The sequence below is a fragment of the Pseudomonas sp. RIT-562 genome (assembly GCF_026241895.1).
Lineage (GTDB): Bacteria > Pseudomonadota > Gammaproteobacteria > Pseudomonadales > Pseudomonadaceae > Aquipseudomonas > Aquipseudomonas mandelii_F.
Map to the genome: position 1 here is coordinate 47261 of NZ_JAPJIV010000016.1, position 17499 is coordinate 64759.

General features: G+C 61.5%; 15 protein-coding genes and 1 other RNA gene. 2 read left to right on the forward strand and 14 right to left on the reverse strand.

The genetic code is table 11. The features are described from left to right. The 14 genes from ORL50_RS19085 to rsmI all read right to left on the reverse strand — a co-directional run bounded on the left by ORL50_RS19085 (position 1) and on the right by rsmI (position 15057). Positions 1–957: a D-alanine--D-alanine ligase gene (locus ORL50_RS19085; protein ID WP_266017226.1), complete on the reverse strand. Its 957-nt coding sequence runs from the start codon at positions 955–957 to the stop codon at positions 1–3. Continuing rightward, the gene (murC, locus tag ORL50_RS19090) at positions 954–2414 is read right to left on the reverse strand and encodes a UDP-N-acetylmuramate--L-alanine ligase (protein ID WP_266017228.1); all 1461 of its coding nucleotides are present in this window, start codon (positions 2412–2414) and stop codon (positions 954–956) included. The genes ORL50_RS19085 and murC overlap by 4 nt, the downstream gene beginning before the upstream one ends. Continuing rightward, positions 2407–3477 (reverse strand): undecaprenyldiphospho-muramoylpentapeptide beta-N-acetylglucosaminyltransferase, encoded by a 1071-nt coding sequence (gene murG / locus ORL50_RS19095; protein WP_266017229.1) that lies wholly within the window; start codon positions 3475–3477, stop codon positions 2407–2409. The genes murC and murG overlap by 8 nt, the downstream gene beginning before the upstream one ends. Next, positions 3467–4684 carry a putative lipid II flippase FtsW gene (gene ftsW / locus ORL50_RS19100; protein WP_045059289.1) on the reverse strand — a complete coding sequence of 406 codons (1218 nt, stop codon included), beginning with the start codon at positions 4682–4684 and terminating at the stop codon, positions 3467–3469. The genes murG and ftsW overlap by 11 nt, the downstream gene beginning before the upstream one ends. After that, a complete protein-coding gene (gene murD, locus ORL50_RS19105) occupies positions 4681–6027 on the reverse strand; it encodes a UDP-N-acetylmuramoyl-L-alanine--D-glutamate ligase (protein WP_266017230.1) in 1347 nt (448 codons plus the stop codon). Before murD ends, ftsW begins: the two co-directional genes overlap by 4 nt. A gap of 5 nt (positions 6028–6032) precedes the next feature. Then, a complete protein-coding gene (gene mraY, locus ORL50_RS19110; RefSeq protein WP_266017231.1) occupies positions 6033–7115 on the reverse strand; it encodes a phospho-N-acetylmuramoyl-pentapeptide-transferase in 1083 nt (360 codons plus the stop codon). Next, entirely contained in the window at positions 7115–8482 is a 1368-nt protein-coding gene (locus tag ORL50_RS19115) for a UDP-N-acetylmuramoyl-tripeptide--D-alanyl-D-alanine ligase (RefSeq protein ID WP_266017232.1), read from the reverse strand. Before ORL50_RS19115 ends, mraY begins: the two co-directional genes overlap by 1 nt. Next, positions 8475–9938 carry a UDP-N-acetylmuramoyl-L-alanyl-D-glutamate--2,6-diaminopimelate ligase gene (locus tag ORL50_RS19120; RefSeq protein ID WP_266017233.1) on the reverse strand — a complete coding sequence of 488 codons (1464 nt, stop codon included), beginning with the start codon at positions 9936–9938 and terminating at the stop codon, positions 8475–8477. Before ORL50_RS19120 ends, ORL50_RS19115 begins: the two co-directional genes overlap by 8 nt. Continuing rightward, entirely contained in the window at positions 9938–11677 is a 1740-nt protein-coding gene (locus ORL50_RS19125; RefSeq protein WP_205940065.1) for a peptidoglycan D,D-transpeptidase FtsI family protein, read from the reverse strand. The genes ORL50_RS19120 and ORL50_RS19125 overlap by 1 nt, the downstream gene beginning before the upstream one ends. Further along, positions 11677–11970, reverse strand: a complete 294-nt coding sequence (gene ftsL / locus ORL50_RS19130) for a cell division protein FtsL (RefSeq protein WP_266017235.1) — start codon at positions 11968–11970, stop codon at positions 11677–11679. The genes ORL50_RS19125 and ftsL overlap by 1 nt, the downstream gene beginning before the upstream one ends. Then, entirely contained in the window at positions 11967–12914 is a 948-nt protein-coding gene (rsmH, locus tag ORL50_RS19135) for a 16S rRNA (cytosine(1402)-N(4))-methyltransferase RsmH (protein WP_416236034.1), read from the reverse strand. The genes ftsL and rsmH overlap by 4 nt, the downstream gene beginning before the upstream one ends. Next, positions 12911–13366, reverse strand: coding sequence for a division/cell wall cluster transcriptional repressor MraZ (gene mraZ / locus ORL50_RS19140; RefSeq protein ID WP_008147486.1), 456 nt, complete (start codon positions 13364–13366; stop codon positions 12911–12913). The genes rsmH and mraZ overlap by 4 nt, the downstream gene beginning before the upstream one ends. Positions 13367–13721: 355 nt before the next feature. Further along, positions 13722–14075, reverse strand: an RNA gene (gene rnpB / locus ORL50_RS19145) — RNase P RNA component class A. 76 nt (positions 14076–14151) lie between these two features. Beyond that, positions 14152–15057, reverse strand: a complete 906-nt coding sequence (rsmI, locus tag ORL50_RS19150) for a 16S rRNA (cytidine(1402)-2'-O)-methyltransferase (RefSeq protein ID WP_266017241.1) — start codon at positions 15055–15057, stop codon at positions 14152–14154. A gap of 176 nt (positions 15058–15233) precedes the next feature. On the opposite strand from rsmI, the gene ORL50_RS19155 reads away from it, so the two are divergent. Both ORL50_RS19155 and ORL50_RS19160 read left to right on the forward strand, forming a co-directional pair. Further along, a complete protein-coding gene (locus ORL50_RS19155; RefSeq protein ID WP_266017243.1) occupies positions 15234–17045 on the forward strand; it encodes a penicillin-binding protein activator in 1812 nt (603 codons plus the stop codon). Further along, on the forward strand, positions 17045–17407 hold the full coding sequence (locus tag ORL50_RS19160; RefSeq protein WP_247292088.1) for a YraN family protein: 363 nt from the start codon (positions 17045–17047) through the stop codon (positions 17405–17407). Before ORL50_RS19155 ends, ORL50_RS19160 begins: the two co-directional genes overlap by 1 nt. The last annotated feature ends 92 nt before the right edge of the window (positions 17408–17499 follow it).

Consider the following 17499-nt stretch of genomic DNA (forward strand, 5'->3'; position numbering starts at 1 on the left):
TTAACCTCGCGGCTCTAGGCTGGCGGCCAAAATGGCCAGAACCAGTTGCTGGAAATCCAGACCGGCAGCACGGGCCGCCATCGGCACCAGACTGTGATCGGTCATGCCCGGCGCGGTATTGACTTCGAGAAACCAGAACTGCCCATCGGCGTCCTGCATCACGTCTGCCCTGCCCCAACCGGCGATACCCAGCGCCTCACAGGCTTTCGCCGTGAGGTCGATCAATTCTTTCTCTTTGTTGCTGTCGAGCCCGCAGGGAATCCGGTACTGGGTATCGGAAGCCACGTACTTGGCGTCGTAGTCGTAGAAGCTGTGAGTCGTGCCCAGGGCAATCGGAGGTAACACCTGGTCACGCAGGGTGGCGATGGTGAACTCCGGACCTTGAATCCATTGCTCGACCAACACTTGCGAATCGTAGGTACTGGCCGCTTTCCAGGCGTCGATCAATTCGGACGCGGAGGTCACTTTGGCCATGCCGATACTTGAACCTTCATGGGCCGGTTTGACGATCAAAGGGAAGCCCAGTTCCGTCGCTGCAGAAATACAATCGGCCTCGCTGCACAGCACTGCATGGCGTGGCGTTGGAATGCCGAGGCTGTGCCACACCTGCTTGGTGCGCAACTTGTCCATGGCCAGCGCCGAAGCGAGGATGCCACTGCCGGTGTACGGGATGCCCAGGCATTCGAGCAGGCCCTGCATGCTGCCGTCTTCACCGCCACGACCGTGGAGAATGATGAAGGCGCGGTCGATCTTTTCGTTGAGCAGGCGCTGCAACAAATCATCGCCTACGTCGAGGCCGAACGCATCGACTCCGGCGCTTTGCAGCGCTTCAAGCACGGCGTTACCCGACTTCAGGGACACCTCGCGTTCGGCGCTCTTGCCACCGAACAGCACGGCCACCCGACCGAAGTCTTTCGGCGCAATGGTGGAAAAGAGGTTGGCGTATGCAGCGGTCATTTCAACTTCCCCACGCTCGGCGCAGCAACGGCGCCAACGAATAACGGACTTTTCAACAGTTTCGGCGCGAGGCCGCCGATGTCACCCGCGCCCTGGCACAGCAGGATGTCGCCGGCACGCAGCAGCGGCTTGACGATCGGCGCGAGGTCCACGCCGCGCTCGATGTAGATCGGGTCCAGCTGGCCGCGTTGCCGGATGCTGTTGCACAGCTTGCGGCTGTCCGCGCCCGGAATCGGCTCTTCACCGGCGGGGTAGACTTCCATCAGCAGCAGCACGTTGGCATCAGCCAGTACATTGACGAAGTCGTCGTACAGGTCACGGGTTCGGCTGTAGCGGTGCGGCTGGTAGACCATCACCAGGCGACGCTCCGGCCAGCCACCGCGCACGGCCTTGATCACGGCTGCCACTTCGGTCGGGTGATGCCCGTAGTCGTCCACCAGCATTACGTTGCCGCCCTCTACCGGCAGTTCGCCGTAGACCTGGAAGCGTCGGCCGACGCCCTGGAATCCGGACAGACCCTGGACGATGGCTTCATCGCTGACGCCCTCGTCGGTGGCGATGCAGATGGTCGCCAAGGCGTTCAGGACGTTGTGGTTGCCCGGCATGTTCACCGAGACATCCAGCGGCTCGCGCTCAGGGCGCAGCACGGTGAAGAAGGTCTGCATGCCTTGCTGGCGCACATTGATCGCACGCACGTCGCAGTCGTCGCCGAAGCCGTAGGTGACAGTCGGACGTTTTACCAGCGGCAGGATTTCGCGAACCACCGGGTCGTCCAGGCACACCACTGCCAGGCCGTAGAACGGCAGGTTGTGGAGGAACTCGACAAAGGTTTTCTTCAGTTTGTTGAAGTCACCGTCGTAGGTCGCCATGTGATCGGCGTCGATATTGGTGACCACGGCCACCAGCGGCTGCAAGTGCAGGAAGCTGGCGTCGCTTTCATCGGCTTCGGCGATCAGGTAACGGCTGGTCCCCAGTTGTGCATTGGTACCCGCTGCATTCAGCCGACCACCAATGACGAACGTCGGGTCCAGGCCGCCAGCGGCGAACACCGAGGCGATCAGGCTGGTGGTGGTGGTTTTGCCGTGGGTACCGGCGACAGCGATACCGTGACGGTAGCGCATCAGCTCGGCGAGCATTTCAGCGCGCGGCACGACCGGAATACGCCGCTCAAGTGCAGTGGCGACTTCCGGGTTGGAGGTGTTCACCGCGCTCGACGTGACCAGTACATCAGCGGTCGCGGCGTTCTCGGCGCGGTGGCCGATGTAGATGTGGGCACCGAAGGATTCGAGGCGCTCGGTCACCGGGGAAGCCTTGAGGTCGGAACCGGACACTTCATAGCCCAGATTCAACAACACTTCGGCAATCCCGCACATGCCCACACCGCCGATACCGACGAAGTGGATGCGACGGATGCGGCGCATTTCCGGATGCGGCATGGCTTTCTGATTCTCAACCATGGGCCACCTCCAGGCAGGTATCGACAACGTTGCGGGTAGCGTCTGGTTTGGCCAGGCGGCGGGCGGCGGTGGCCATGTCATTGAGTCGTTGCGGTTGCATCAGGACCTCTGTCAGGCGTGCGGCAAGATCCGCAGCGCCGGTCGTTCTTTGTGGCATCAGGAAGGCAGCGCCTTCACGGGCCAAATAATCGGCGTTGCGGGTCTGGTGATCGTCGATGGCGTGGGGCAAAGGCACCAGCATCGAGGGCAGACCGGCGGCAGCCAGTTCACTGATGGTCAGCGCGCCTGCGCGGCACACCACCAGGTCGGCCCAGCCATAGGCTTGGGCCATGTCTTTGATGAAAGGCTGCACCTGCGCCTCGACGCCGGCCGCGCGATAGCGCTCTGCAGTCACTTCATCGTGGTTTTTGCCGGCCTGATGAAACACTTCCGGGCGCAGGTCGGCAGCGACTTGGGCCAGGGCTTCAGGCAGCAGTTTGTTCAATGGCTCTGCGCCCAGGCTTCCGCCCAGGACCAGCAGACGCGCCTTGCGACCGGCCAGGGCCGAGCGCGGTGTTTCGAGGAACAGTTCGCTACGCACCGGGTTGCCGGTGGTACGGCGGCTGTCCGACAGGGTAAAGGTGTCGGGAAAGGCTTCACACACCCGGGCGGCCAACGGCACCAGCAACCGATTGGCGGTACCGGCGACGGCGTTCTGCTCGTGAACGATCACTGGCACGCCAGCCAATTTGGCGGCGACACCGCCAGGACCGGTCACATAGCCACCAAAGCCGACCACGCAGACTGGCTGCAGCTGGCGAATGATCGCCCGCGCCTGCCAGACCGATTTGAGCAACATGATCGGCGCCTTGAGCAGCGACAGCTTGCCCTTGCCCCGCAGGCCGCTGGCATGGATGCGGTGCAGTTCGATACCGGCCATCGGCACCAGTTCGTTCTCGATGCCGCGCGGAGTACCGAGCCAATGCACGGTGTAACCGCGGGCCTGGAACTCGCGAGCACAGGCCAGCGCCGGGAACACGTGGCCACCGGTGCCGCCCGCCATGATCAGCACGTTAGCGCCCATGGGTTGGCTCCTCGGCGAAATCGCTTTCCTGGAATTCCATCTCTTCGCTGCCCAGGTGGGTGCGACTCTCCCACTCGATGCGCAGCAGCAGGCCCAGGCAGGCGCAGCAGATCACCAGGGAACTGCCGCCATAGCTGAGGAACGGCAGGGTCAGGCCCTTGGTTGGCAACAGGCCGACGTTCACGCCGATGTTGATCAGGAATTGACCGATCCACAGGAACGACAAACCGTACGCAATGTAGGCGGCGAAAAACTGCTTGGCTTTTTCCGCCCAGTAACCGATGTACATGCCGCGGACACAGACGAAGGCAAACAGCGCCACCGTGAACAGCGAACCCACTGCACCCAGCTCTTCGGCCAGGACCGAGAACACGAAGTCGGTGTGGGCTTCCGGCAGGTAGAACTGCTTTTGCACACTGTTGCCCAGACCGACGCCCAGCCACTCGCCGCGACCGAACGCGATCAACGCCTGGGACAGCTGGTAACCAGCGCCGAACTGGTCGGCCCATGGGTCGGCGAAGTTGGTCAGACGCGCCATCCGATACGGCTGCATCTGAATCAGCAGCACCACGGCACCGACGGCCAACAACACCATCAGCAGGAAGCGAAACAACCCGACCCCGCCCAGGAACAGCATGGCCGCGGCGGCTCCCATCATCACGACGGTGGCGCCGAAGTCCGGCTCCATCAGCAACAGCCCGGCCATCGGCAGCAACACGATGAACGGTTTGAAAAAGCCCATCCAGCTTTCGCGCACTTCTTTCTGGCGGCGCACCAGATAACCGGCGAGGTAGATCACCACGAACACCTTGGCGATCTCGGAAGGCTGCACGTTGAAGAAGCTGAAGCCGATCCAGCGCATCGAACCGTTCACTTCACGGCCAATGCCCGGGATGATGACCATCACCAGCAAGCCGAACGCGCCAATCAGCATCAGCCAGCCCAGGCGTTGCCAGGTGGCGATCGGGATCATCATGGTGACGATGCAGGCGCCCAGGCCCAGCACCACGTAAATCAGGTGACGGATCATGTAATACAGCGCGCTGCCCGACTGCACGGCGGCCACTTCGGTCGACGCCGAGGCAATCATCACCAGGCCCAGGCCGAGCAGCGCCAGGCAACCGGCGAGCATCGGGAAGTCGAGGTCGATGCCGCGCCCAGTGATGATCGGCGACGGGTACGGCTTGATGATATTGAGCAGGCTCATGCCAGTTCCTCCACAGCGCGGACGAACTGGTGACCACGATCTTCGTAATTCTTGAACATGTCGAAACTGGCGCACGCTGGCGATAGCAACACCACGTCACCCGGATGGGCCGCAGCGCGGCATTGCTCTACCGCCTCGACCAGGGAGCCGACGCGGATCAGCCGCACGCGGTCGCCAATGGCCGCACCGATCTTGTCGGAGTCGCGGCCCATCAGGATCACGGCGCGGCAGTTGGCCGCCACCGGATCACGCAAATCGCCGAACTCAGCGCCCTTGCCGTCGCCACCGGCGATCAGCACGACCTTGCCGTCGATGTCTGCGCCCAGGCCTTCGATGGCGGCCAGTGCAGCACCGACGTTGGTGGCCTTGGAGTCGTTGTAGTAGCCGACGCCATCCAGGTCACGGACCCATTGGCAACGATGTTCAAGGCCGGCAAAGGTGCGCAGGCTCGACAGCATGGCGTCGAACGGCAGGCCGACGGCATGCCCCAGCGCCAATGCCGCCAGGGCATTGGACTGGTTGTGCGCGCCACGAATCTTGAGCTCGCGTACCGGCATCAGGTTCTGGAATTCGAAGGCCAGGTATTTCTCGCCGTCTTCTTCGCGGATTCCGAATGCCTTGAAATCAGGTTTGCTCAGGCCGAATGTCCAGCAGGGCTGGCCTTCACCTATCAGCGGACGACTCAGGGCATCCTGGCGGTTGACCACGAACTGGCGGGCGCCGCGGAAGATCCGATGCTTGGCCAGGTGGTAGGCCGGCAGGCCGCTGTAGCGGTCCATGTGGTCTTCGCTGACATTGAGCACGGTGGCCACTTCAGCATTGAGTTGATCAGTGGTTTCCAGCTGGAAGCTCGACAGCTCCATGACGTACAGCTCGACGTCGTCGCGCAGCAGGTCCAGCGCCGGCGTACCCAGATTCCCGCCTACCGCCACGCGCTTGCCAGCCGCTGCGGCCATCTCGCCGACGAGGGTGGTCACGGTACTTTTCGCGTTGGAACCGCTGATGGCGACAATCGGCGCCTTCGCGTTACGCGCGAACAGCTCGATGTCACCGGACAAATTCACTCCACGAGCAGCGGCAGCCTGCAGGGCCGGGGTCGCCAGCGCCAGGCCGGGGCTCACGTAGAGCTCGTCGGCACGGCACAGGAACTCGACGTCAAGCTCGCCACAACGCACTTCCACGTGCGGATAGTCACGCTTGAGCGTGGCCAGTTCCGGTGGATTTTCCCGCGTATCGGCAACGGCAAACGACGTGCCCCGGTTCGCCAGGAAGCGAACCAGGGACATGCCGCTCTTGCCGAGGCCGACAACGATGCGGAAGTGGTCAGAAGCGATCAGAGACACTCGTTCTACCTCAGCTTCAGGGTGGCAAGGCCAACCAGCACGAGAATCACGGTGATGATCCAGAATCGGACGATCACGCGCGGCTCGGGCCAGCCCTTGAGTTCAAAGTGGTGGTGTATCGGTGCCATGCGGAACACTCGGCGACCGGTCAACTTGAAGGAGGCCACCTGGATGACCACCGACAGGGTTTCCATGACGAACACGCCGCCCATGATGAACAGGACGATTTCCTGGCGAACGATCACCGCAATGGTGCCCAGGGCTGCGCCCAGCGCCAGCGCGCCGACGTCACCCATGAACACTTGTGCCGGGTAGGTGTTGAACCAGAGGAAGCCCAGGCCCGCACCAATCAGCGCGCCGCAGAATACGATCAGCTCACCGGCGCCCGGTACATACGGGATCAACAGGTATTCAGCGAATTTCACGTTACCCGACAGGTAGCAGAAGATCCCCAACCCGCCGCCAACCATCACGGTCGGCATGATCGCCAGGCCGTCGAGGCCGTCGGTCAGGTTCACCGCGTTGCTCGAGCCAACGATCACGAAATAGGTGAGGACGATGAAACCCGCGCCCAAAGGAATGCTGTAGTCCTTGAGCATCGGCAGGATCAGCGTGGTTTCCACTGGCGTGGTAGCCGTCATGAACAGGAAGATCGCCGCGCCGAGGCCGAACACCGACTGCCAGAAATATTTCCAGCGACTCGGCAGGCCACGGGAGTTCTTCTCGATCACCTTGCGGTAGTCATCCACCCAGCCAATGGCGCCGAACAGCAGGGTTACCAGCAATACGGTCCAGACATATCGGTTGCTCAGGTCAGCCCAGAGCAAGGTACTGACGCCGATGGAAGACAGGATCAGCGCGCCGCCCATGGTCGGGGTGCCCGACTTCGACAGGTGCGATTGCGGGCCATCGTTACGCACCGACTGGCCGATCTGACGCTTCTGCAGGGTACGGATCATCCACGGGCCATAGCACAGCGAAAGGACCAGCGCGGTCAGCACACCGAGAATCCCGCGCAGGGTCAGGTACTGGAAGACCGCGAAGCCTTTGTAGAACTGTTGCAAGTACTCCGCTAACAGCAGCAGCATCAATGTTTCTCCAAACTGGACCCGCACAAAGCGGCAACGACGTTTTCCATCGCAGCGCTGCGCGAGCCCTTGATCAAAATGGTGGTGTTGGTGTCTTGCTCGGCGCCAAGCGCCTTGATCAGTTCAGCCTGAGAGCTGAAGTGATGGGCGTGTTCGCCAAAAGCGTTCACGGCATGAGCCATCATTGGCCCGACCGCATAAAGCGCGTCGACCTTGCCGCGGGCGTACTCGCCAACGTCACGGTGCCCCTGCTCCGCCCAGTCGCCCAACTCGCCGATATCCCCGAGCACCAGAACGGTGCGGCCGGAAAAGCCGGCGAGTATATCAACGGCGGCGCACATGGAGGTGGGGTTCGCGTTGTAAGTGTCATCAATAACGCGCATGCCATTGCTTGCCAGCTGAGCCACGGTGCGACCCTTGACCGGTTGCACCGCGCCGAGGCCGCTGGCAATGCCCGACAGGGACACACCCAGCGCATGGGCAGCCGCAGCTGCAGCCATGGCGTTGGCGACGTTATGGGTGCCGAGCAGGTTCAGCTGAACGCGCTCCACACCTTCGGGACTGTGCAGATTGAACGCCGGGCAGCCGCGGGCATCGCGGTCCAGGTCACTGGCGTAGAAATCGGCGGCAACATTGCTCAGGGCAAAGGTCAGCACTTTGCGCCCGGCTGCGCGGGTCTTCCAGATTTCGAAAGCCTTGTCATCGAGATTGAGTACGGCGATGCCATCGGCATCCAGCCCTTCGATAATCTCGCCCTTGGCCTCGACGATTTTGTCCGGCCCGCCAAACTCGCCGACGTGGGCGGTCCCAGCATTGTTCAGCACGGCAACATGGGGTTTGGTCATGGCCACGGTGTAGGCAATTTCGCCGAGCCGCGAAGCACCCAGCTCGATCACTGCGGCCTTATGTTCCGGAGCCAGTTCGAGCAGGGTCAGCGGGACACCCAGGTCGTTGTTCAGGTTGCCGCGGGTGGCCAGCACGGGACCACGAGTGCGCAGGATGCTCGCAAGCATTTCCTTGACCGTGGTCTTGCCACTGGAACCGGTGATGGCCGCCACTGGCTGGGTGAACGCGACACGGTTCATTGCGCCCAACTGGCCGAGGGCCTGGCGGGTGTCTTTGACCACCAGTTGCGCGAGCGGGCTGTCGGCGACTTCGCGCTCGACCAATGCCGCAACGGCGCCTTTGGCGGCAACGTCATTCAGATAGTCATGCCCGTCGAACCGCGGGCCGGTCAGGGCTACAAACAACTGCCCAGGCTGGATGGCCCGGCTGTCGATGCTGACGCCATTGAAGCTCGCGTCAGTGTTGACCAGGCGAGCATTCAGCGCGCCGGTGAGTTCGCTCAATTTCAAGGCTTCAAGCACGGGCCACCTCCCATGCGGTCAGGGCGCGATCGGCCTCGACCAGGTCGGAGAACGGCTGACGTTCGCCATTGATTTCCTGATAGTCCTCGTGGCCTTTGCCCGCCAGGACAATTACGTCATCAGCCGAAGCGCTGGCAATCAGCTGGGCGATCGCCTGGCCACGGCCGGCAACAAAAGTCACGTTATCCACAGCGCTGAAACCGGCACGGATGTCGTCGAAGATTACTGATGGATCTTCGTTACGCGGGTTGTCGTCGGTGACCAGCACTCCGTCCGCCAGTCGCTCGACCACTTCCGCCATCAGCGGGCGCTTGCCGCGATCGCGATCACCGCCGCAGCCGAACAGGCACAGCAAGCGACCTTTGGCGTGGGGACGCAGGGCCATCAATACTTTTTCCAGCGCATCTGGGGTGTGAGCGTAATCGACCACTACCAACGGCTGCGTGCCGCCACCCAGGCGCTGCATGCGACCGGCCGGGCCTTCGAGTTTCGGCAGCACCTTGAGAATTTCGTCCAGTGCGTAGTCCAGGCCGAGCAAGGCACCGACTGCGGCCAGCACGTTGCTCAGGTTGAATCGACCGAGCAGCGTACTGCGCAAATGATGCTCGCCCTGGGGCGTGACCAGCGTGGCGCGCACGCCTTCGTCGTCGAAATGCGCCTCACGGCAATAAAGGTAGGCGCTGGTGTTTTCCAGGCTGTAGGTGATCAGGCGCGACTCGCGCTTGTCGGAGGCCAATTGGCGGCCGAACTCGTCGTCGAGATTGACCACGCGGCATTTCAGGTCATTCCAGGCAAACAGCTTCGCCTTGGCTTCGCCATAAGCCTGCATGGTGCCGTGGTAATCCAGGTGATCGCGGGACAGGTTGGTCATCACGGCCACGTCGAACGCCAGGGCTGTCACTCGGCCCTGATCCAGACCGTGAGAGGAGACTTCCATGGCTACGGCTTTGGCCCCGGCTTTTTTCAGGTCGGCAAGGGTCGCCTGTACGGCAATCGGGTTCGGCGTGGTGTGCAGGCCGCTTTCCAGGGAGCCGTAGAAGCCGCTGCCCAGGGTGCCGACGATGCCGCAATGCTGACCGAGCAGGTCCAGGGCTTGCGCGACAAGTTGGGTAACGCTGGTCTTGCCGTTGGTGCCAGTAACACCCACCAAGTTCAGGTGGCGGCTGGGGTCACCGTAAAATCGTCCGGCGATGTCCGACAGCTGCGCTGCCAGGCCCTTGACCGGGATCAGCGGCACGTCGGTGATCGGCAGCACAGTGGCGCCTTCGACTTCATAGGCCACGGCTGCAGCGCCGCGTTGCAAGGCATCGCCGATGTGCGCACGTCCGTCGAACTTGCCGCCAGGCACGGCGAGGAACAGATCGCCCGCGCGCACGTTACGACTATCCAGGGTCAGCTCGCGAATCAGCAGATCGCGTCCGGCGTGGGCGAATATCTTGTTCAGACTAAGTGACATCAGCCGCGCCCTCCATTGGCTTTCAGCGGAACAGCCGGGGTGGCATTGGCTTGCTGCACCGGAGGCAGGTTGTCAGGAGTGATGTTCATCAGGCGCAAGGTCCCGGACATCACTTTGCTGAACACCGGCGCCGATACCAGGCCGCCGAAGTAACCGGCTTTGCTAGGTTCATCGATGACTACAACAATTGCGTAACGCGGATCGCTCATCGGGCCAAAGCCGGCGAACAGCGAACGGTAGGAATTCTCGGCGTAGCCCTTGGTGCCGACCGACGTTTTACGCGCGGTACCCGACTTGCCGCCCACGTGATATGCCGGGACCTGTGCACGGAAAACTCCGCGCGGGGCCTCGATCACTTGTTGCAGCATGGTCTGCATGGTTTTTGCGACCGTCTCAGGCAATACCTGGGTGGTCTGCGGCGCCTTGTCGGTTTTGATCAGCGTCAGTGGCGCCAGGCGACCGTTGTTGGCCAGGGCTGAGAACGCGTGGACCAACTGGATCGCGGTCACGGAAATACCGTAGCCGTAAGACAGCGTGGCGGTTTCAGCCTTGCGCCATTCGCGGTAGTTCGGCAGGTTGCCGACTCGCTCGCCCGGGAAGCCCAGGCCGGTGTCCTGGCCGAGGCCGACTTTCTGCGCCAGGCGGAAAATGGTTTCGCCACCGATATCGAAAGCGATCTTGCTCATGCCGACGTTACTGGAATTGATCAGGATACCGGTCAGGTCAAGTACCGGCCCTTCGGACTTGGAAACGTCCTTGATGGTGTATTTGCCGATCTGCAAGGTACCTGGGTAAACCTCGACAGTATCGGTCGGTTTCCAGCGGCCGGACTCGATCGCGGCGCTCATGGAAATCGCTTTCATGGTCGAACCCGGCTCGAACACGTCGATCATCGCGCGGTTGCGCATCATCGCCGGCTGCAGGTTGCGACGGTTGTTCGGGTTGTAGGTCGGCTGGTTGACCATGGCGAGGATTTCGCCGGTCTTCACATCCATGATCACCAGGCTGCCGGCTTTGGCGCCGTTCTCGATGATCGCGTTGCGCAGCTCGCGGTTGGCCAGATATTGCAGGCGCAGGTCAATCGACAACGCCAAGGGCTTGCCGGCCTTGGCGTTTTTGGTGACCTGGACATCCTTGATCAGTCGGCCGCGCCGGTCCTTGATGACCTGGCGTTTGCCCGGGACACCGGCGAGCCATTCGTCATAGGCCAGCTCGACACCTTCGCGACCGTGGTCGTCGATGTCGGTAAACCCGACCATGTGCGCGGTGACTTCACCGGCAGGATAAAAACGCCGGAATTCTTCGATGCCGTAGACACCTGGCACTTTCAGATCGAGGACCGACTGGCCTTGTTCCGGGGTCAACCCCCGCACCAGGTAAATGAATTCCTTGTTGGCCTGGGCTTCGAGACGCTCGCTCAGGGCTTTCGGGTCCTGGCCCAACGCAGCCGCCAATGCCGGCCATTTCTCCTTGGCCAGTTGCATTTCCTTGGCGTTGGCCCACAGCGTGGTGACCGGAGTACTGACCGCCAAAGGCTCGCCGTTACGATCGGTGATCAGGCCGCGGTGAGCTGGAATCGGAATATGCCGCACGCTGCGCGCGTCGCCCTGGCCTTTAAGGAAGGCACGGTCGACGATCTGCAGGTCGATGATGCGCCAGCAGATAGCCGCGACCATGACGCCGAGCAAGCCCAGGACCAGGCGAAACCGCCATGGGAACAGTGCGCCTTCGAGTTTCATCATGGCGCCACCATCTGGACTTCAGCGGCGCCGGGGATGCGCATCTTCAGCTGCTCGGAGGCCAGGACTTCGATTCGGCTGTGCGCGGTCCAGGTGCTCTGCTCGAGAATCAAGCGGCCCCACTCTGCCTGCGCCTTGTCGCGCACGCTCAATTCGTTGTAAAGCGTGTTCAGCAGCTGACGGTTCCAGTGGGCACTGTAGGAAACACCGATAGCCGACACGAGCACGCCGACAAACAACAGCAGCATGAAAAAGCTTCCGCCGGGAAGTGGCTTGGCGAAAAGCTTGCTCACCGCAACTTCTCCGCGACACGCATGACGGCGCTACGGGAACGTGGGTTGGCTTTGAGTTCGGCCTCGGAGGCGGACTGCGCTTTGCCATGGACTTTGATTTTTGGCTCGAAGGCCACGTGCCGGACTGGCAGATTGCGCGGCAGGTTGTCGGCTTCGCCCTTCACCAGCTTGCGCATGAACAGTTTGACGATGCGGTCTTCCAGGGAGTGAAAGCTGATCACTACCAGGCGGCCGCCGACTTCCAGGCACTCCAGGGCAGCTTCGAGACCGGCTTCCAGGTCGCCCAGCTCGTTGTTGACGTGGATACGCAAACCCTGGAATGCACGGGTCGCCGGGTTCTTGCCCTTCTCCCAGGCAGGGTTGGCCACTTTCAACACTTCAGCCAGGTCGGCGGTGCGCTCGAATGGCTTGATGTCACGACGCTCGGCGACAGCGCGGGCCATGCGTCCGGAGAAACGTTCTTCGCCGTATTCCTTGAACACCCGGGCGATCTCTTCCACAGGCGCAGTGTTGACGAATTCGGCAGCGCTGACCCCTCGCGAAGGATCCATGCGCATGTCCAGCGGGCCATCGTTGAGGAAACTGAATCCGCGTTCCGGATCATCAAGCTGCGGCGAAGACACGCCGAGGTCGAGCAGAATGCCGCTGACCTTGCCCGCCAGGCCGCGCTCGGCAACTTCCGAACCCAGCTCGGCAAAGCTGCGCTGCACAACGACAAAGCGGCCGTCTTCGGCCGCCAGCGTTTGCCCTGTGGCAATCGCTTGAGGATCTTTGTCGAATCCGAGCAACCGGCCATCGGGACCGAGCTGGCTGAGGATCAAACGGCTATGCCCGCCGCGTCCGAACGTACCGTCCAGATAGCAGCCATCAGGACGTACGGCGAGTGCCTCGACGGCTTCGTCAAGCAGTACGGTGATGTGGTTGAAGCCGCTATCAATAGTCACAGAATTAAATCACGCAGTTCATCAGGCATGGCGCCCGGTTGTTGAATAGCAGCCAGGTCAGCGGCAGAAACCGCATCCCAGGCATCCTCGTCCCATAATTGGAACTTGTTCAGCTGGCCTACCAACATCGCGCGTTTATCCAACTTGGCATATTCACGCAAACGCGGTGGAACCAGAAAACGACCGCTGCCATCGAGCTCGAGGTCGACGGCATTACCGATCAGTAAACGTTGCAGCCGGCGGTTTTCTTCGCGAAGCGAAGGCAGTGCGCGCAGTTTGGTTTCAATAATTTCCCACTCATCGAGGGGGTAAACACATAAACATGGATCAACGGCATCGATTGTGACGATTAATTGCCCGGAACTACGCGAAACGAGCTCGTCGCGATACCGGCTCGGCATAGCGAGACGGCCCTTTGCGTCGAGACTGATAGCGTTAGCTCCGCGAAACACGTCAGCGTTTCTCCAAATTTTAGCGTTTTGAGCTCAAAAAACCCACTTCATGCCACTTTCCGCCACTTGCGCACACTATAGGAATGCGCCCACCACACCGTCAAGGCGCGCGGTAAAGGAAAAGTCTTACATAACTGTGATTTAGGAGCGCAAAAGGAGGGGTAACGGGAATCTGACACATAATCTTGCTCAATAACTTGAACCAGCACTGAGGGCTGCGCTCGGAAGTTAAAGTAGTTTGTTAAGAGTAAGATTTTTTTGGTATTACGAAAGTGCTTCTGCTGACGTTTCTGGAAGGGGAAAAAGCGTTACTGTCTGCGCCCTGTCCATTGCTGCAAACAGGGAGGGAAAAAAGGTGGAGAGTCGATCTGTAAGCCGGGTTCTGTCTTGAACAGTCATTCGTCTACGATGGCCATCACTGGACACCTTTAGCAACCTACCCGGTCCCAGCGCGGGCCACGCCTTGGGACCCTATTTGGTCTTGCTCCAAGTGGGGTTTACCTAGCCACGAACTGTTGCCAGACGTGCGGTGCGCTCTTACCGCACCTTTTCACCCTTACCGGCGCCGAAGCGCTTAGGCGGTTATTTTCTGTGGCACTTTCCGTAGGCTCACGCCTCCCAGGCATTACCTGGCACTTCGCCCTATGGAGCCCGGACTTTCCTCCCCCCCCTAATTTTCATAGAGGGCAGCGACTGTCCGATCGACTCTCCGCCGCGAAGGTTAACGGCACAGCGCCCGAAGAACAAGCGCTAAACGCCTTTGGCCGCTCCTGCGCGTCGGGTTTTTACTCGCCCTTCTGTTTATCCAGGGCGACTTGATAAAGCACATTCTTGCGTTCGCCAGTGATTTGCGCGGCCAGAGCGGCGGCACGCTTGAGCGGCATTTCTTCGAGCAGCAGATTGAGAATGCGCATCGCCTCGCTGCTGACCGCGTCTTCAGTCTCGGGGACAGACCAACCCGCCACCAGCACCACGCACTCTCCGCGCTGCTGGTTGCTGTCCGACTCGACGAACTCGCGCAACTCGGCCAGCGGCAAGCCTTTGAGGGTTTCAAAAGTCTTGGTGATCTCCCGGGCCAGCAACGCCGGCCGCTCACCACCAAACACCAGCTCCATATCCTGCAGGCACTCCAGGATACGGTGCGGCGCCTCATAGAAGATCAGCGTGCGCGGCTCTTCCTTGACCAGCTCCAGGCGGGCCCGGCGCCCTACGGCCTTGGCAGGCAGAAAGCCTTCGAAGATGAACCGGTCCGACGGCAGGCCCGCCGCCGACAATGCCGCAATCAGTGCACAGGCACCCGGTACCGGCACCACATTAATACCCGCCGCGCGGGCCTGGCGCACCAGGTGATAACCCGGATCGGAAATCAACGGAGTGCCAGCATCGGATATCAATGCCACATCGTCACCGGCCAACAGACGGGTAATAAAGCGACTACCTTCATCCCGCTCGTTGTGCTCATGGCAGGCCGCCAACGGCGTTGGAATGCCGAAGTGCTGCATCAGGCGCTGGGAGTGCCGGGTGTCTTCGGCGGCAATCAGCGCGACATCGCGGAGGATCTTCAGGGCGCGCGCACTGATGTCGTCCAGGTTGCCGATGGGCGTCGCCACCACATAAAGCGAGCCAGCAGCGGAATTCAAAGCACCTGGAGCAGTCAAAGCGCACACCTCATGATCGGTAAAAGTCGCCATTGTAGCGCGTAGCGCCGCCGGCGACAGGCGTCAGGTAATGCGGGTTTTCCAGCTGCAGATGCCGCGCTGCAACATTTGCATGAGCTAAATTGATCGATTCACGCCAGTAACATCGCGCCCCGGCCAGTGCTTGGGTACAATTCCACGCTAATTTGATCGAGTATCAGGAACACTACATGATCGCTTGCCTGCGGCTGTTCACTGCCCTCTGCCTCGCTGCCTTGCTGGCGGCTTGCGCCAGCTCGCCCTCTTCCAGCCTTGGCGACCTTCCACGGACTCCGGATGCCAGCATCGAGCAACTGCTCGAACAGGCTTCCCAGAGCAAAGACCCGGAGAAAGCTGCACTGTTGCGCCTGAGCGCCGCCGACCTGGCTTATCGCCAGGGTAACGCCGGGCAATCCGCGCAAATTCTCCAGCAAGTGCCTGTGGAACAACTCAAACCTGGCCAACAGGTGTTCGCCAGCACCCTGGCGGCGGAACTGGCGATGGTGCGCAACCAGCCCAAGGCAGCCTTGACCGCCTTGAGCCACCCGAGCCTGCAACGCCTGAGCGAACTGCCGGTCGAGCAACAGGTGCGTACCGGCACCGTGCATGCCCGCGCGCTTGAAGCCGACGGCCAGACCCTGGCAGCCGCACGGGAGCGCATTTTCATTGCCCCGATGCTCGAAGGCGAAGCGGCCAGCAAGAATCATGAAGCGATCTGGACCCTGATCGCTTCGTTGCCAACCGATCAACTGCAGCCGACTTCCACCGACGACCTCGGTGGCTGGATGAGCCTGGCGCTGGCCGTGAAGACGGCGGGCACCCTGGAACAACAGCAAGCCGCAATCGATAACTGGCGCGCACAGAATCCCAAGCACCCGGCCGCCATCCAGCTGCCGATCCCCCTGACCAAACTCAAGGAGCTGGCCAGCCAGCCCCTGGGCAAGATCGGCTTGCTGCTGCCGCAGGACGGGCCACTGGCCGCAGTCGGCAAGGCGCTGCGTGAAGGCTTCATGGCGGCTCACTACCAGGCGCAGCAAGCGGGCCAGAATCCTCCAGCGATCGAGTTCTATGACAGCTCGCGCCTGACCTCCATGGACGAGTTCTACCGCAAGGCCCAGGCCGACGGCGTGCAACTGGTGGTTGGGCCGCTGGAGAAGCCGCTGGTCAAACAGCTCAGCACTCGCCTGCAACTGCCGATCACCACCCTGGCCCTGAACTACAGCGAAGGCACCCAGGGTCCGGCGCAATTGTTCCAGTTCGGCCTGGCCGCAGAAGACGAAGCCCGCGAAGTTTCCCGTCGCGCTCGCGCCGATGGCCTGACCCGCGCCGCCATCATGGTGCCGAAAGGCGAATGGGGCGATCGTGTGTTGCGCGCGTTCAGCCAGGATTGGCAAGCCAACGGTGGCAGCATCGTCGCCACCGAACGTGTTGACCAACCGGTGCAACTGGCCCAGCAGATCGCCGACATGTTCCAGCTGCGTCAGAGTGAAGGTCGCGCCAAGAGCCTGCAAAGCACCGTTGGTTCGCAGGTCGCTGCCCAGCCTTCACGCCGCCAGGACATCGAGTTCATCTTCCTCGCGGCAACTCCACAACAGGCCCAGCAGATCAAACCGACGCTGAACTTCCAGTACGCGGGTGACGTGCCGGTCTATGCCACTTCCCACGTTTACAGCGCCAGCGGTGATGTGAACCAGTACAACGACATGAACGGCGTGCGCTTTTGCGAAACCCCGTGGCTGCTGGACGTCAACGATCCGCTGCGCAAGCAGGTTACCGCGCAGTGGCCGCAAGCCGCCGGCAGCCTCGGTCGCCTGTATGCGATGGGCGCCGATGCCTACCGCCTGGCACCTCGCCTGGGGCAGCTCAAGGCTTTGCCGGACAGCCGCATCGAAGGTGAGTCGGGCAGCCTGGGCATGACCCAGAACCAGCGCGTCGAACGCCAGTTGCCATGGGCGCAGTTCGTCAATGGCCAGGTCCAGCGCCTGCCGGACACCTCGCGCTGATGCCCGAGAGGTCTCGTCGACAAAGCGGTCAGGATGCCGAGCGCCACGCGCTCGAGCATCTGCAACAACAGGGTCTGCGCCTGGTGGCGCAGAACTGGTTATGCAAACGCGGTGAGCTTGATCTGGTCATGCTCGATGGCGATACAGTAGTATTCGTTGAAGTCCGCTACAGAAAAAACACTCAATGGGGTGGCGCGCTCGATAGCATCGATGAGCGCAAACGGCAGAAGCTGATTTTTGCCGCGCAGTATTTTCTTCAGCGAGAGTCGCGCTGGGCCAATTCCCCTTGCCGTTTCGACGTGATTGCCATCGACAGCAATCTCGATCAGTTGAACTGGTTGCAAAATGCCTTCGACAGCTGACCGACCGCGCGCTGAACCGGACACTTCCACCCAACACTTTTGCTCTTTGCTTTGCGGGCTGCACATCCCTGTGCCAAGTAGCCGCGCCAATT